12 protein-coding genes are annotated in these 15,503 nt (G+C 62.1%); 10 read left to right on the top strand and 2 right to left on the bottom strand.

All coding sequences use genetic code 11. From position 1 onward, the window contains the following. Positions 1–44: 44 nt before the first annotated feature. Entirely contained in the window at positions 45–1,568 is a 1,524-nt protein-coding gene (ilvA, locus tag FAY22_RS14410) for a threonine ammonia-lyase, biosynthetic (protein ID WP_246860516.1), read from the bottom strand. 151 nt (positions 1,569–1,719) lie between these two features. Here ilvA and FAY22_RS14405 point away from each other — a divergent pair, with 151 nt between their 5' ends. The 10 genes from FAY22_RS14405 to FAY22_RS14360 all read left to right on the top strand — a co-directional run bounded on the left by FAY22_RS14405 (position 1,720) and on the right by FAY22_RS14360 (position 13,467). Beyond that, positions 1,720–2,211: a YqaA family protein gene (locus FAY22_RS14405; protein WP_146330848.1), complete on the top strand. Its 492-nt coding sequence runs from the start codon at positions 1,720–1,722 to the stop codon at positions 2,209–2,211. 212 nt (positions 2,212–2,423) lie between these two features. Then, complete coding sequence (locus tag FAY22_RS14400) at positions 2,424–6,419, top strand: FAD/FMN-binding oxidoreductase (protein WP_146330847.1); 3,996 nt, start codon at positions 2,424–2,426, stop codon at positions 6,417–6,419. Positions 6,420–6,424: 5 nt separating this feature from the next. Then, the gene (locus FAY22_RS14395) at positions 6,425–6,862 is read left to right on the top strand and encodes an HIT family protein (RefSeq protein ID WP_146330846.1); all 438 of its coding nucleotides are present in this window, start codon (positions 6,425–6,427) and stop codon (positions 6,860–6,862) included. A 2-nt stretch (positions 6,863–6,864) separates the two neighbouring features. Continuing rightward, positions 6,865–7,287, top strand: a complete 423-nt coding sequence (locus FAY22_RS14390) for a gamma-butyrobetaine hydroxylase-like domain-containing protein (RefSeq protein WP_146330845.1) — start codon at positions 6,865–6,867, stop codon at positions 7,285–7,287. 124 nt (positions 7,288–7,411) lie between these two features. Beyond that, positions 7,412–8,146 (top strand): bifunctional demethylmenaquinone methyltransferase/2-methoxy-6-polyprenyl-1,4-benzoquinol methylase UbiE, encoded by a 735-nt coding sequence (ubiE, locus tag FAY22_RS14385; RefSeq protein WP_146330844.1) that lies wholly within the window; start codon positions 7,412–7,414, stop codon positions 8,144–8,146. A 14-nt stretch (positions 8,147–8,160) separates the two neighbouring features. Next, complete coding sequence (locus FAY22_RS14380) at positions 8,161–9,054, top strand: Tim44 domain-containing protein (protein ID WP_146330843.1); 894 nt, start codon at positions 8,161–8,163, stop codon at positions 9,052–9,054. 67 nt (positions 9,055–9,121) lie between these two features. Next, positions 9,122–9,700 carry an SCP2 domain-containing protein gene (locus tag FAY22_RS14375; protein ID WP_146330842.1) on the top strand — a complete coding sequence of 193 codons (579 nt, stop codon included), beginning with the start codon at positions 9,122–9,124 and terminating at the stop codon, positions 9,698–9,700. Between the two features lie 12 nt (positions 9,701–9,712). Continuing rightward, the gene (gene ubiB / locus FAY22_RS14370; protein WP_146330841.1) at positions 9,713–11,290 is read left to right on the top strand and encodes a ubiquinone biosynthesis regulatory protein kinase UbiB; all 1,578 of its coding nucleotides are present in this window, start codon (positions 9,713–9,715) and stop codon (positions 11,288–11,290) included. Between the two features lies 1 nt (position 11,291). Then, entirely contained in the window at positions 11,292–11,891 is a 600-nt protein-coding gene (locus FAY22_RS14365; protein ID WP_146330840.1) for a methyltransferase domain-containing protein, read from the top strand. 112 nt (positions 11,892–12,003) lie between these two features. Continuing rightward, positions 12,004–13,467: a sodium:solute symporter family protein gene (locus FAY22_RS14360; protein WP_146330839.1), complete on the top strand. Its 1,464-nt coding sequence runs from the start codon at positions 12,004–12,006 to the stop codon at positions 13,465–13,467. Positions 13,468–13,575: 108 nt separating this feature from the next. Here FAY22_RS14360 and FAY22_RS14355 read toward each other — a convergent pair whose 3' ends face one another. Then, on the bottom strand, positions 13,576–15,315 hold the full coding sequence (locus FAY22_RS14355; RefSeq protein ID WP_146330838.1) for a ClcB-like voltage-gated chloride channel protein: 1,740 nt from the start codon (positions 15,313–15,315) through the stop codon (positions 13,576–13,578). Positions 15,316–15,503 lie beyond the last annotated feature (188 nt).

Raw genomic sequence — 15,503 nt, 5'->3', positions numbered from 1 at the left:
CCTGCCTAAGCGGGCTTGCCGGGGATGTGGGCGGCGTGGAGCGCTTACAGGAACAGCTTGTACGCCGGATTCTCGCTTTCGTCCCAGTTACGGTAGCCCAGCGTCGACAGGAATTCGCGGAATGCCTTCATTTCCTTCTTCGGTACCTGCAGGCCGACCAGGATGCGGCCGACATCGCCGCCCTGGTTGCGGTAATGGAAGAGGCTGATATTCCAGTTCGGCGCCATGCTGGCGAGGAAGCGCATGAGCGCGCCCGGGCGTTCCGGGAATTCGAAGCGGTACAGCAGTTCGTCGTGCGCCAGCGGACTCTTGCCGCCGACTAGGTGGCGGACGTGCTGCTTGGCCAGTTCGTCATGCGTCAGATCGATGGAACGGAAACCGTGCTTCTCGAAATTCTTGGTGATCTTGCCGGGTTCCTCGCGGCTGGCGATCTGCAGGCCGACGAATACATGCGCTTCCTTTTCGTCGCTGATGCGGTAGGAGAATTCGGTCACGTTGCGCGGGCCGATCAGTTCGCAGAAGCGCTTGAAGCTGCCTCGCTCCTCAGGGATCGTCACGGCGAATACTGCTTCGCGCGCCTCACCGACTTCGGCACGTTCCGCGACGAAGCGCAGGCGGTCGAAATTCATGTTGGCGCCGCAGGCGATCGTGACCAGCGTTTCGTTCTTGAGCGGCTTCTTGCCGGCCTTGGAACGTTCGATATATTCCTTGGCGCCGGCCAGGGCGAGTGCGCCGGAAGGCTCGAGGATGCTGCGCGTATCCTGGAACACATCCTTCAGGGCCGCGCACACCGCGTCGGTGTCGACCGTGATGATGTCATCCACATATTTCTTGGTCAGGCGGAAGGTCTCCTCGCCGACCAGCTTGACGGCAGTGCCGTCGCAGAATAGGCCGACGTCCGGCAGGGTGACGCGCCGTCCCGCCTTGATACTGCGCGCCATGGCGTCGGAGTCGGTCGATTGCACGCCGATCACCTTGATGTCGGGGCGTACCGCCTTCACGAAAGCCGCCACGCCCGAAATCAGGCCGCCGCCGCCGATGGCGGCGAAAATCGCGTGAATCGGGCCCGGATGCTGGCGCAGGATTTCCATGGCGATCGTGCCCTGTCCGGCGATCACGTCCGGGTCGTCGAACGGGTGCACGAAGGTGAGTTTTTCCTTCTTCTCCAGGGTGAGCGCATGGTTGTAGGCGTCGGTGTAGGAGTCGCCGTGCAGCACGACTTCACCGCCGCGCGCCTTGACTGCCTCGATCTTGACCGGCGGCGTGGTGGTCGGCATTACGATCACGGCGCGGCAGCCCAGCCTGGATGCTGCCAGGGCGACGCCCTGCGCATGGTTGCCTGCCGAGGCGCAGATGACACCGCGCTTCAGCTGCGCCGGAGGCAGGTGCGCCATCTTGTTGTAGGCGCCGCGCAGCTTGAAGCTGAACACGCTTTGAATGTCTTCGCGCTTCAGGTAAATCTGGTTGCCCATGCGCTGCGACAGCGTGGGGGCGAATTCGAGGGGGGATTCTACTGCGACATCGTAGACGCGGGCGGTCAGGATTTTCTGTAGGTAGTCGGTAGTCATGGCTTGGCTGTGATTGGCATGTGCTTGAATAAATTGGCATGCCGAGCGGGACATTATAATGGACTGGCCCGATGAATTTTGGGCGACGCTATTTGCGCCTCTTTCTCACGTCCGCGCCCGGCGTCCCCGGGCACGCATTTATCCGCAATCGATGATCGAATCCGCAATCCGCTGGCTGATGAGCGTTCTGGCCGTTCCCGACGTCGGCCTGACGTCGGTGTTCATCATTAGCTTCGTGTCGGCGACCTTGCTGCCGATGGGGTCGGAACCGGCGGTCTTTGCCGTGGTCAAGGCGAATTCCGCACTGCTGTGGCCGGCCATTCTCGTGGCCACGGCCGGCAATACGCTCGGCGGCGCCGTCGATTACTGGATGGGCTATGGCGCCAAGCAGACGTTCGCCAGAGAGCGTGCCACGCACTGGTTCGGATGGCTGGAGCGGTTCGGCGCCAGAGCCATGCTGCTGGCGTGGCTGCCGGGCGTGGGCGACCCGTTATGCACGGTCGGCGGCTGGCTCAAGCTGCCGTTCTGGCCGTGCGTGCTTTACATGGCGGTGGGGAAGTTCCTGCGCTACGTGACGATTACCTCGCTGCTGCTGTATGTGCCGGACGGGTTCTGGCACCGGGTGGCAAGCTGGATCACCTAAGAGTGCCGCCCGGCGGGATTGATGTCATCCTCCTTGCATATGTGGCAATAATTTTTTGTTGCTTTCCGCCTGTAACAGCAAGTTTTTGGCGAAGATGCCGCTTTTGCAGGCATGCTTCGCGCTTTTTGGCCGCATAAGAAGTAAGGCTGTTTCCGCCCGGTGCATTGCAATACGCTAAAATGCACCTTTAAGGGTTAGTACTACTATTTTTGATGAACGCCCCCGCACAAATCCAAGCTCTGCTTTCCGATGCCCCGAGCGGCACCGCCCCGACGCGCTTGCGCGAAATTCCTTACAACTACACCTCGTTTTCCGACCGCGAAATCGTGATGCGCCTGCTGGGCGAAGATGCGTGGCGCGTTCTGGACGAGTTGCGCGGCGAGCGCCAGACCGGCCGTTCCGCGCGCATGCTGTACGAAGTGCTGGGCGATATCTGGGTCGTCCGCCGCAATCCGTATTTGCAGGACGACATGCTCGACAATCCGAAGCGGCGCCAGGATCTGATCGATGCGCTCAATCACCGCTTGAGCGAAGTCGAGAAGCGCCGGCTCTCCACCGATCTGGCCGAAGCCGGAGACGCTCAGGCCCGGCGCCGCAGCGCCAATGTCGAGCTTCTGGTGAAAGCGGCGCGCAAGGCCGTTGCCGATTTTGCCGAAGAATTCCGCCGTACCTATGATTTGCGCAAGCGCGCCAACAAGGTGCTGGCGCGTTACACCGCGAAGGACAACATCAAGTTTGACGGACTGTCGCGCGTGTCGCACGTGACCGACGCCACCGACTGGCGCGTCGAATATCCGTTCGTCGTGCTGACGCCGGATACCGAGGATGAAATGGCCGGGCTGGTGAAGGCGTGCATAGAGCTAGGGTTGACCATCATTCCGCGCGGCGGCGGCACCGGCTACACCGGCGGCGCAGTGCCGCTGACGCCGCTGTCGGCCGTCATCAACACCGAAAAGCTGGAACAGCTCGGCGCCGTCGAAATGACGACGCTGCCCGGTGTCGACCGGCCGTACGCCACGATTTATTCCGGCGCCGGTGTGGTCACCAAGCGCGTGTCGGACGCCGCCGAAAAGGCCGGCTTCGTGTTCGCGGTCGATCCGACTTCGGCGGAAGCCTCCTGCATCGGCGGCAATATCGCGATGAACGCCGGCGGCAAGAAGGCCGTGTTGTGGGGCACCGCGCTCGACAACCTGGCGAGCTGGCGCATGGTCGACCCCAACGGCGACTGGCTGGAAGTCACGCGCCTGGAACACAACCTGGGCAAGATCCATGACGCGCCGGTGGCGAAGTTCAAGCTGGAGTGGACCCATCCGAACGAGAAGGGCAAGAGCAACAAGCCGTTCAGAACCGAAACCCTGGAAATCGAAGGCCGGCGCTTCCGCAAGGAGGGGCTCGGCAAGGATGTCACCGACAAATTCCTGGCCGGTCTGCCCGGCGTGCAGAAGGAAGGCTGCGACGGCTTGATTACCTCGGCGCGCTGGATCCTGCACAAGATGCCGAAGCATGCGCGCACCGTGTGCCTGGAATTCTTCGGCCAGGCGCGCGAGGCGATTCCATCCATCGTCGAGATCAAGGATTATCTCGACGCCGAAGCGAAGAAGGGCGGCGCCATTCTCGCTGGCCTGGAGCACCTGGACGAGCGCTACCTGCGCGCGGTCGGCTATGCGACCAAGTCCAAGCGCGGCGTGCTGCCGAAAATGGCGCTGTTCGGCGATATCGTGGGCGACGACGAGGAAGCGGTGGCGCGCGCGGCCTCCGAGGTGATACGCATGGCCAACGCCCGCGTCGGCGAAGGCTTCGTCGCGGTCAGCCCGGAAGCTCGCAAGAAATTCTGGCTCGATCGCGCGCGCACCGCCGCGATCGCCAAGCACACCAACGCGTTCAAGATCAACGAAGACGTCGTGATCCCGCTGAACCGCATGGGCGAATACACCGACGGTATCGAACGCATCAATATCGAACTGTCGATCAAGAACAAGCTGCAGTTTCTGGACGAGTTGCGCGGCTTTTTCGCCGGCAGCCATCTCCCTCTCGGCAAGAGCGAAGACGCGGAGGCCAACGACATCCCACCGGAAGAGCTGCTGGGCGACCGCGTCGCGCAGGCGCTGCAGCTGGTGGACCTGACGCATGCGCGCTGGTCCTACCTGCTGACCCAGCTCGACAAGCCGTTGTATGAAGCACGCGACGAGCTGGCGGTGCTGCAGGTGCCGATGACCTGGATTGACGAGCGCCTGTCGCGCCAACCTAACGCCAAGGTGTTCCACGTGGTGCAGGATCGCACCATCCGCGTGTCGTGGAAGGCCGAAGTGCGCGCGCAACTGCGCCAGATCTTCAACGGCGGCGCGTTCAAGCTGATCCTCGACGAATGCGGCGCGATCCACAAGCGCGTGCTGCGCGGGCGCGTGTTCGTCGCGCTGCACATGCACGCCGGCGACGGCAACGTGCACACCAACCTCCCGGTCAACTCCGACCACTACGAGATGCTGCAGGATGCGCATGCCGCTGTTGCGCGCATCATGGTGCTGGCGCGTTCGCTCGACGGCGTGATCTCGGGCGAGCACGGCATCGGCATCACCAAGCTCGAATTCCTGACCGAAGAGGAAATCGGCGACTTCCGCGATTACAAGAAGCGGGTCGACCCGGAAGGGCGCTTCAACAAGGGCAAGCTGTTGAACGATCCCGATATGCCGGCCGACCTGCGCAACGCGTATACGCCGTCGTTCGGCCTGATGGGGCATGAATCGCTGATCATGCAGCAAAGCGATATCGGCGCCATCGCCAACAGCGTCAAGGATTGCCTGCGCTGCGGCAAATGCAAGCCGGTGTGCGCCACCCACGTGCCGCGCGCGAACCTGCTGTACTCGCCGCGCAACAAGATTCTCGCCACCTCGTTGCTGGTGGAAGCCTTCCTGTACGAAGAACAGACCCGCCGCGGCGTGTCGATCAAGCACTGGGAAGAATTCGAGGACGTGGCCGATCACTGCACGGTCTGCCATAAGTGCGTCAATCCATGCCCGGTCGATATCGATTTCGGCGACGTGTCGATGAACATGCGCAACCTGCTGCGCAAGATGGACAAGAAATCGTTCAAGCCCGGTACCGCCGCCGCCATGTTTTTCCTGAACGCGACCGACCCGGCCACCATCAATGCCACGCGTGCGTTGATGACCGGCTTTGGCTACAAGGCGCAGCGCCTGGCCAACGACGTGCTGAAGAAATTTGCGAAGAAGCAGACCAAGGCGCCGCCGGCCACGCACGGCAAGCCGCCGGTCAAGGAACAGGTGATCCACTTCATCAACAAGAAGATGCCGGGCAACCTGCCGAAGAAAACCGCGCGCGCCTTGCTCGATATCGAGGACAACAAGATCGTCCCGATCATTCGCGATCCGAAGACCACCACGGCCGACACGGAAGCGGTGTTCTACTTCCCGGGCTGCGGCTCGGAGAGGCTGTTCTCGCAAGTCGGCTTGGCGACGCAGGCGATGCTGTGGCATGTCGGCGTGCAGACGGTGCTGCCGCCCGGCTACCTGTGCTGCGGCTATCCGCAGCGCGGTAATGGCCAGTACGATAAGGCGGAAAAGATGATGACGGACAACCGCGTCCTGTTCCACCGCGTCGCCAACACATTGAACTATCTCGATATCAAAACGGTCGTTGTATCGTGCGGCACCTGCTATGACCAGTTGCAGAGCTATGAATTCGAGAAGATTTTCCCTGGCTGCCGGATCATCGACATCCACGAATATCTGCTTGAGAAGGGCGTGAAACTGGAAGGCGTGGGTGGCGTGCGTTACATGTACCATGAGCCCTGCCACACGCCAATGAAGCAGCAGGACGCGATGAAGACGGTGAATGCGCTCATCACCACGGCGGACGGGCACAAGGTCGAAAAGAACGAACGTTGCTGCGGCGAATCGGGCACGCTCGGCGTTGGACGTCCGGATATTTCCACCCAAGTGCGTTTCCGCAAGGAAGAGGAAATGCGCAAGGGCGCGGACAAGCTGCGTGCCGACGGTTTCACCGGCGACGTCAAGATCCTGACGTCTTGCCCGTCCTGCCTGCAGGGCCTGCTCCGTTATAACGAAGATGCCGATACCACAGCCGATTACATCGTGATCGAAATGGCGAAGTACCTGCTGGGCGAGAACTGGCTGCCGGAGTATGTGGCGCGCGCCAACAATGGCGGCATCGAACGCGTATTAGTGTAAGAGCCATGTCCAAACAATCCTGCGAACTGTGCATCCATCCCGGTGGCGACGTCGTCTACCGGGATGATAATTACCGTATCGTGCTGGTGGATGACGACCATTACCCGGGCTTTTGCCGGGTGATCTGGAATGCGCACGTGCGGGAAATGACGGACCTCTCGACGGCCGAGCGCGCGATCCTGATCGCCGCTGTCTGGCAGGTCGAGGAAGCTGTGCGCGAGGTGATGCGGCCGGACAAGGTCAACGTCGCTAGCCTCGGCAACGTCACGCCGCATCTACATTGGCATGTGATTCCTCGCTATGAGGACGACGCGCATTTTCCCAATCCGATCTGGGGCGAGATCAGGCGCACGCCGGCGTCGGCCGACCTGACCAAGCGCCGGGCACTGGTGCCGAAGCTGCGTGACGCGATACTGGCACGTTTTGAAGGATCGCTGCTGTGACGATGGCTGACTCCAAGAAGGTGCCTCCGGCGCCGACCGGGCTGACGGTGCACACGAAGTCGCGCACGCTGGAAATCGCGTTCGACACCGGAGAAACGTTTTCCTTGCCGTTCGAGCTGTTGCGCGTCTATTCGCCCTCGGCCGAAGTGCGCGGCCATGGCGTAGGGCAGGAAGTGCTGCAGACCGGCAAGCGCGACGTGCTGGTTACGGCGCTGGAACCGGTCGGGAACTATGCGATCCAGCCGCATTTTTCCGATGGCCATAACAGCGGCATCTACACCTGGGATTACCTGCATTCGCTGGGCGCCAGCCAGGCGCAGCTGTGGGAAGACTACCTGAAGCGGCTGGAAGCAGCAGGATTTACCCGCGAATCCGGCCGCGACGCGCCGATGGCGACAGCCGCCAAAGGCTGCGGGCATCATTGAATTTCCCATGCCCGGACTTGATTCCGGGTAAGTGAAATCGCCATCTCGACCTTGTGCGGGGAACGTAAGGCTTGCCATTCTGTCTGCACTTGTATAATGCCGCCTGGACTAACAGGCTTTCATCATGACCAATACCACGCATTTCGGTTATCAAACCGTTCCCGAAGAAGAAAAGGCACAGAAAGTTGCCCAGGTTTTTCACTCCGTCGCATCGAAATACGACGTGATGAACGACCTGATGTCCGGCGGCCTGCATCGCCTGTGGAAGACATTCACGATCGCCCAGGCCGGCGTGCGCCCGGGGTTCAAGGTGCTGGATATCGCAGGCGGCACCGGTGACTTGGCCAAGGCGTTTGCCAAGCAGGCGGGGCCGAGCGGCGAGGTCTGGCTGACCGATATCAACGAATCGATGCTGCGCGTCGGCCGCGACCGGCTCCTGAACAAGGGGATGGTGACGCCCACCTTGCTGTGTGATGCCGAAAAACTGCCGTTCCCGAGCAATTACTTCGATCGCGTATCGGTTGCCTTCGGCTTGCGCAACATGACGCACAAGGACGCCGCGCTCGCGGAAATGCAGCGCGTGCTGAAACCGGGCGGAAAATTGCTGGTGCTGGAGTTTTCCAAGGTGTGGGAGCTGCTGCAAAAGCCATACGACGTCTATTCGTTTTCCGTGTTGCCCTGGCTGGGCAAGCGCATCGCGAACGATTCGGAAAGCTACCGCTATCTGGCCGAATCGATCCGCATGCACCCGGACCAGGAAACCCTCAAAAAGATGATGCAGGACGCGGGGCTGGAGCGCGTCGAGTACTTTAATCTGACGGCCGGCGTGGCCGCGCTTCATACGGGGATCAAGCTGTAGGCACAGGAGGTCGCATGAAACGGTTCTTGATTGTATTGATGCTGGCACTGGGCGCCATGTCGGTCGTCGTGTCCGACGCTGACGCGAAACGCCTGGGCGGCGGCGGATCGTTCGGCCGGCAGTCGCAGAGCTATAGCCGTCAGGCGCCGGCGCCGTCGAACCAGAATTACAGCCAGCAGAGGCAGGCGTCGCCGTCGACAGCGCCGCAAAGCATGCCGCAGAAACCGGCTACCCCGTGGCGCAATATTCTCGGCGGTGCGCTGCTCGGCCTCGGGCTCGGCGCATTGCTGTCCCACTTCGGACTGGGCGGCGCGGCGGCGGGCCTGATCGGCACGCTCCTGATGATCGGCTTGCTGGTGCTGGTCGCGATGTTCGTCATGCGCCTGTTGCGTGGCAAGAGCGACGGGCGCGGCGAGCCGGCCTATGCCGGCGCCTATCAGGGGCCGCGCACGCCGGACATCGGTTCGGGCCTGGCGCAGCCGGAGCGGCCGGCGGCCTTGCAGGGCGAGCCGGTGGCCGGCGCCGCGCAGGGTCTGCCGCCCGGCTTCGACGCGCCGGCCTTCCTGCGTCATGCCAAGACTTATTTCATCCGGCTGCAGGCGGCCTGGGACCGCGCCGACATCAACGACATCCGCGAATTCACGACGCCAGAAATGTTCGGCGAACTGCGCCTGCAGTTGCAGGAGCGCGGCGCCTCGCCCAATGTCACCGACGTGGTGTCGCTCGATGCGGAGTTGCTCGGCATTGAAACCGCGGCCAGCGACTACCTGGCCAGCGTGCGGTTTTCCGGCATGATCAAGGAAGCGGAAAACGCGCCTGCGGAACCGTTCGCCGAGATCTGGAACCTGTCCAAACCGTTGTCCGGGCAGGGCGGCTGGGTACTGGCCGGCATCCAACAATTGTCGTAGGCAAGCGCCGCAAACTGGTAAACTTAGGACCGCCCGTGAATCCCACGGGCGGTTTTGTTTTGTCATCATGATCTCTACACCTGTCTCCGCCACCATCAACCACCTGCTGGCCCGGGAATCCTGGGCGCGCGCCGAACTTGTGCGGCACGTCGGCAAGATCGCCCATTTCGACGGCGGCTTGGCGACCGTGCGGCTGAAAGTTGCCGCCGACGGCATGGTACAGGCGGCGCCGGCCGGCGAAGCGGCCAATGTGACGATCCGCGTGAAGATGTCCGACCTGCCGCTGATCATGCAAAACCGTGAGCGCGCCTTCTCGTATGTGCAGCTCGAGGGAGATGCGGATTTTGCCAATACCATTTCGCACCTCGGCCAGAACCTGCGCTGGGAAGCCGAAGACGACCTCGCCAGGCTGATCGGCGATATTCCCGCCACCCGCGTGGTGGCCGGCATGAAGGCGGCCATGGAAACGGCGAAGTCGACGCAGCAGAAGCTGGCCGAAAACGTGGCCGAATACCTGCTCGACGAGAAGCCGGTATTGGTACGGCCGCAGGCGGTTGCCGATTTTTCGGATGAAGTATCGAAACTGCGCGACGACGTCGAGCGTCTCGCCAAGCGTCTCGAAAAACTCAACCTCAACGGACGCTGATCCAGGACCCCAATGATCTTCAAATTCTTGCGGGTTCTGAAAATTGCCCGGGTAGCATACAAGTACGGCTGGGATGACATCGCCATGGCGGGACTGGCCCGGCCGCGCATCGCCAGGTTCATCGCGGCGGTGTTCTTTTGGCGCGACATTTCGAAGCCGCGCGGCGTGCGCCTGCGCCAGGCGCTGGAGGAGCTCGGGCCGATCTTCGTCAAGTTCGGCCAGGTGCTGTCGACCCGGCGCGACCTGATGCCGGCCGATATCGCCGATGAACTCGCCTTGCTGCAGGACCGTGTGCCGCCGTTCGACTCCGATCTTGCCATCGCGCAGATCAAGAAGTCCCTCGGCGCCCATCCGGACCAGCTGTTCGCCCGCTTCGAGCGCGAACCGGTGGCTTCCGCCTCGATCGCGCAGGTGCATTTCGCCACGCTCAAGGATGGCACCGAAGTTGCCGTCAAGGTGCTGCGCCCCGGCATGCGGCGCTCGATCGACGACGACATCGCCCTCATGAAGATCACCGCCGGCTGGGTCGAGGCGCTGTGGGCCGATGGCCGGCGCCTGAAACCCAAGGAAGTGGTCGCCGAATTCGACAAATACCTGCACGACGAACTCGACCTGATGCGCGAGGCGGCCAACGCCAGCCAGCTGCGCCGCAATTTCATGGGTTCGGACCTGCTGATCGTGCCGGAGATGTTCTGGGATTACTGCTCGACCTCGGTGATCGTGATGGAGCGCATGCGCGGCATTCCGATCTCGCAGATCGACCGCCTGGTGGCAGAAGGCGTGGACATCAAGAAGCTCTCGCGCGACGGCGTCGAAATCTTTTTCACCCAGGTGTTCCGCGACGGCTTCTTCCACGCCGACATGCACCCGGGGAATATCCTGGTGTCGACCGATCCGGCCACTTTCGGCCGCTATATCGCGCTCGACTTCGGCATCGTCGGCACGCTGACCGACTATGATAAGGATTACCTGTCGCAGAATTTCCTGGCCTTCTTCCGTCGCGACTACAAGCGCGTGGCGGAAGCGCATATCGAATCGGGCTGGGCGCCCAGGGACACCCGGGTCGACGAACTGGAGTCGGCGGTGCGCGCCTGCTGCGAGCCGATCTTCGACCGGCCGCTGCGCGACATTTCTTTCGGCCAGGTGCTCTTGCGCCTGTTCCAGACGTCGCGCCGTTTCAATGTCGAGGTGCAGCCGCAACTGGTGCTGCTGCAGAAAACCCTGCTCAACATCGAAGGCTTGGGCCGCCAACTCGACCCCGACCTCGACCTGTGGAAAACCGCCAAGCCCTACCTGGAGCGCTGGATGCAGGAGCAGATCGGCTGGCGCGGGCTGGTGGCGCGCCTGAAGGAGGAGGCGCCGCACTACAACAAGCTGATTCCGCAATTGCCGCGCCTGGTCCACCAGGCACTGCAAGCCCAGTCGGAACAGCCGCCGCGGCAAAACAACGACTTGCTCAAGGAGCTGATCGCCGAACAGCGGCGCACCAACCGGCTGCTGGGCTTCGGCGTGTATTTCGGCGGTGGCCTGGCGGTAGGGATCGTGGCCGCGCAAATACTGAACCGTTGGTATCACTTCATGTGGTGGTGACATGCCCGAATTCGCATCTCGTGACCCAGCCGCATCGGATTTCTGGTCCGAGCGCTTCGCGCAGCGCTTTACGCCATGGGACCTCGGCGCCGTGCCTGCCGCGCTGCGGCAATTCGTCGCGCATGCGGAACGGCCATACACCACGCTGATTCCCGGGTGCGGTAGCGCGTATGAAGCGGCGTATTTGTCCGAGGCCGGCTGGGACGTGACCGCGATCGATTTTTCTCCGGTGGCGGTCGACGCCGCGCGCGCGCTGCTGGGACGATGGGGCGACCGGGTGCTGCAAGCCGATTTCTTCGAATTCGTGCCGTTCCGTCCGCTCGGGCTGATCTACGAGCGTGCCTTCCTTTGCGCCTTGCCGCGCCGGCTATGGCCGTCAGTCGCCGAACGCTGGGCCGCATTGCTGCCACCCGGCGGGCTGCTGGCCGGGTTCTTCTATTTCGATGAGGCGCCCAAGGGGCCGCCGTTCGGCGTTACGCCGAGCGGGCTCGAAACACTGCTCTCCCCCTATTTCGACCGCATCGCGGACGACGCGGTCACCGATTCCGTTCCGGTCTTTGCCGGAAAGGAGCGTTGGCAGGTTTGGCGCCGCCGGCCGTGATTGCGCCGATGTGATCCGGCCAGCGCCCAGGCTTGCGCAGCCAACGAAAAGTCATTAGCCGCCAAAAAGTCTTCATTATAATGAGCCGATTTTTCGCCCGGAGCATACTTCGATGAACTACACGCTGATTTCCTTTGTCGTGCTGTACTTGTTGGGTACGTTGGCGCTGGGCGTATGGGCGGGCACGCGCATCCGCAATACCAGTGACTTTGCCGTCGCCGGCCGCAGCCTGCCGTTGATAATGGTCGTGACGACGACGTTCGCAACCTGGTTCGGCGCCGAAACCGTGATGGGGATTCCGGCGCGGTTTGTGCAGGGCGGCTTGAACGCGATTGTCGAAGATCCGTTCGGCGCCGGCACCTGCCTGATCCTGGTGGGCATGTTCTTCGCCATCCGGCTGTACAGGCAGAACCTGCTGACCATCGGCGATTTCTACCGCCAGCGCTACGGCAAGGGAGTGGAAGTGTTTTGTTCGGTCGCGATCATCGTCAGCTACCTGGGCTGGGTGGCGGCGCAGATCACCGCGCTCGGCCTGGTGTTCTCGGTGCTGACGAACGGCGCGATGTCGGAGACGGCCGGCATGATCGTCGGCACGCTGGCCGTGCTGGTCTACGTCGTGATCGGCGGTTTTCTGGCCGTGGCCTGGACCGATTTCATCCAGATGATCGTGCTGGTGATCGGCCTGAGCGTCATCGCCTTCTTCTCCGCCGACCTGGCTGGAGGATCCGACAAGGTGTTCACGCTGGCGGCCCGGTCCAATCTGTGGAACTTCCTGCCGCAGCCGACCTTTACCGATACGGTGTTCTTCATCGGCGCGGGACTGACGATGATGTTAGGCAGCATTCCGCAACAGGACGTGTTCCAGCGCGTCATGTCGGCCAAGGATGCCTCCACCGCGCGCACCGGCGCCATCATCGGCGGCGCCAGCTACATCCTGTTCGCCTTCGTGCCGATGTTTATCGTCGCGTCCGCCGTGGTTGTCATGGGCGAGGGGGCGCTCGCTCTGGCGAAAAGCGATTACCAGCGCCTGCTGCCGACGTTCATCATGACCAAGATGCCGCTTGTGATGCAGATCTTTTTCTTCGGCGCGCTGCTGTCCGCCATCAAGAGCACCTCGTCAGCCACGCTTCTGGCGCCTTCCACCAGCTTTGTCGAAAACATCCTCAAGAATCTGCGCCCGCACATGAGCGACCGGCAGCAATTGTTTGCCATGCGTTGCACGCTGGTCGTGTTCGCCGCGCTGGTGCTGACCTATGCGATCGCCATGAAGGGCACGTCCATTTATGAGCTGGTTTCGGCCGCCTATCAGGTGACCCTTGTCGGCGCGTTTGTCCCGCTGGTCATGGGGCTGTACTGGCGGCGCGCTACAACGCAGGGCGCGATTTTTTCGCTGGGCGTCGGCGTCGGCACCTGGATTCTTTTCTTCCCTCAGGTGACGGCGCTCGGTGAGCGCTTCCCGGGGCAGCTTGCTGGCCTGATCGCCGCATTCGGAGGCATGATCCTAGGATCGCTCGCGCCTCAAGTGCTGAAGAACCGCCATGAGCCGCGGCAGACGGTCGAGGGCTTGCACGCTTAGGATCTATTCAAGCCGGCAACTGCAAGAAACGCATCCCGTCCCGGGTGACCGCGGCGGGATGTTTGCTTTTGGGGCTCCGGCAACAGGTCGGGGGAGAGGAAAGCGGTTTCAGCCGTTCAGCCGGAAATAAGCGTCCAGCAGCGAAGTCTTGTAGACCACGCCGAGCAGAACCGGATTGTCCGCGCTCTGAATCACCGGCAAGCGTTCGCCCTGGTGCGTCAGGAAGCGCTGCAGCGCATCGTCCAGCGACATCTCGGGCGTAATCACGTGCAGCAGGTCGCGGCGCAGGAAATCCTTCGCTTGCCTGGCGATTGCGGCACTCTTGTCGACAAAGACCGAGGCCAGATCCCGCAAGGCCACCACGCCCTCGAAGCGGTTGGCGTCGTCGACGATGTAGATGTACTTGACCGGATGCTGCAGGAACATCTTAGTCAGGTCGTCGAAGCTTGCATGCAGGGGCAAGACCGTTTCCGCCGGCTTGATCAGTTCCCGCATCTGCGTGCTGCGCAGGCGCAAGCGGGCTTTTTCCTCGCGATTGCGGCGGATGGTGACTTCGTACATTGACGTGCTCTCGATGTGGCGCGCGATGAAATACGCGACTACGCAGGACAGCATCAGCGGTAGCATTACCTGATAGCTCAGGGTCATTTCGAAAATCATGAGGATCGCCATCAGCGGTGCATTGGTGGCGGCAGCGAGAAAGGCGCCCATGCCCACCATCGCATAGGTGAAGGGCGCCGATACCGCATGCGGCCACACCAGGTGCATCATCTGTCCGAACAGCTGGCCGATTGCCGCCCCTACGAACAGGGTCGGCGTGAAGATGCCGCCGACGGCGCCCGAGCCGGTGGTGACGGCAGTGGCGACGATCTTGAAGATCAGCACCATCAGCACGGTACTCCATACCCATGGCTGGTGTAGCAGGGAATTGACCACGCTGTAACCGTTGCCCCATACCTGCGGCACCCAAACCGATAGCAGGCCGACGATCAGGCCACCGACACCCAGCCGGGCCGGAAGCGGCAGCCTGCTTTTGCGAAAGCGGTCCTTGAACAGATCGAGCAGGCGCAGGAATTGCGGCGCCGCGAGCCCGGCGATCACTCCCAGGCCGACGAAAAGCACCACTTCCAGATTGGCGATTTCCGGGAAGGGCGGCATTTCATAGGCGGGTTGGTATCCCGGGAACTTGCGCATGGTAATGTTGGCGACCACCGACGCCACCAGTACCGGCCCGAAGTTTTCCATAACGATCGAACCCAGTACGATCTCGGTCACGAAGAAAGCGCCGGCGATCGGCGCGTTGTAGGCGGAAGTGATGCCGGCGGCCGCGCCGCAGGCGACCAACAGGCGCAGCCGGACCGGATCGAACTGGGTGAAGCGGCCTAGTATGGATGCGCACAGCGCGGACAACTGCACCATCGACCCTTCGCGCCCGATCGATCCGCCCGACGCGATCGTGCACAGGGATGAAAGACTGCGCAGCAGGGTCTGCGGCAGCGAAATACGGCCGTCGCCGATGGCGATCGCTTCCATGTAGTCCGACGTCGCGCCGGGCGCATAGCGCCGGGCCAGCACAAGGAAGACACCGGCCACTACGCCGCCGGCTGCCGGCATGATCATGCGCATATACCACGGCAGGTCGGCGGCCATCGCGACCAGCGAGCCGCTATGTCCGAATAGCAACCATTGCACACCGTTCAAACTTTCGCGAAATGCAATGGTCGTCAATGCACCGACCACGCCGATGACGGTAGCCCACGGCAACATGGAATGCGCTTGCGACGCCGGGAACAGATCCGAGAACAGGCCCTGGAGATATATTCTGATTTTGAGCAGGAGAAGCCGCACGTTCTGGATTGCAAATTGGAAAAGTCGGGTCAGGTTACCGCTTTTTGGGGTGTCGAGCGATGACAATATCGAGTGGCGCGCGCTTTGCCGCTTGTCAGCAGCATAGCCGGTACCGCGAGATCTGCAATTGCAAAAATTGCAATTGCGCTATATCCCTCGGCACATTAGCCTTTACGGGGCGTGGTATG

Origin of the sequence: Noviherbaspirillum sp. UKPF54, assembly GCF_007874125.1 — a bacterium.
In the GTDB taxonomy this organism is placed as follows: Bacteria; Pseudomonadota; Gammaproteobacteria; order Burkholderiales; family Burkholderiaceae_D; genus Noviherbaspirillum.
Note: the sequence above shows the minus strand (reverse complement) of the source record. Positions and strands in the feature narration are given on the sequence as shown.

Bases quoted from the DNA above. Each gene is read 5' to 3' on its own strand.
- ilvA (WP_246860516.1), bottom strand. From the start codon at position 1,568: ATGACTACCGACTACCTACAGAAAATCCTGACCGCCCGCGTCTACGAT.
- FAY22_RS14405 (WP_146330848.1), top strand. From the start codon at position 1,720: ATGATCGAATCCGCAATCCGCTGGCTGATGAGCGTTCTGGCCGTTCCC.
- FAY22_RS14400 (WP_146330847.1), top strand. From the start codon at position 2,424: ATGAACGCCCCCGCACAAATCCAAGCTCTGCTTTCCGATGCCCCGAGC.
- FAY22_RS14395 (WP_146330846.1), top strand. From the start codon at position 6,425: ATGTCCAAACAATCCTGCGAACTGTGCATCCATCCCGGTGGCGACGTC.
- FAY22_RS14390 (WP_146330845.1), top strand. From the start codon at position 6,865: ATGGCTGACTCCAAGAAGGTGCCTCCGGCGCCGACCGGGCTGACGGTG.
- ubiE (WP_146330844.1), top strand. From the start codon at position 7,412: ATGACCAATACCACGCATTTCGGTTATCAAACCGTTCCCGAAGAAGAA.
- FAY22_RS14380 (WP_146330843.1), top strand. From the start codon at position 8,161: ATGAAACGGTTCTTGATTGTATTGATGCTGGCACTGGGCGCCATGTCG.
- FAY22_RS14375 (WP_146330842.1), top strand. From the start codon at position 9,122: ATGATCTCTACACCTGTCTCCGCCACCATCAACCACCTGCTGGCCCGG.
- ubiB (WP_146330841.1), top strand. From the start codon at position 9,713: ATGATCTTCAAATTCTTGCGGGTTCTGAAAATTGCCCGGGTAGCATAC.
- FAY22_RS14365 (WP_146330840.1), top strand. From the start codon at position 11,292: ATGCCCGAATTCGCATCTCGTGACCCAGCCGCATCGGATTTCTGGTCC.
- FAY22_RS14360 (WP_146330839.1), top strand. From the start codon at position 12,004: ATGAACTACACGCTGATTTCCTTTGTCGTGCTGTACTTGTTGGGTACG.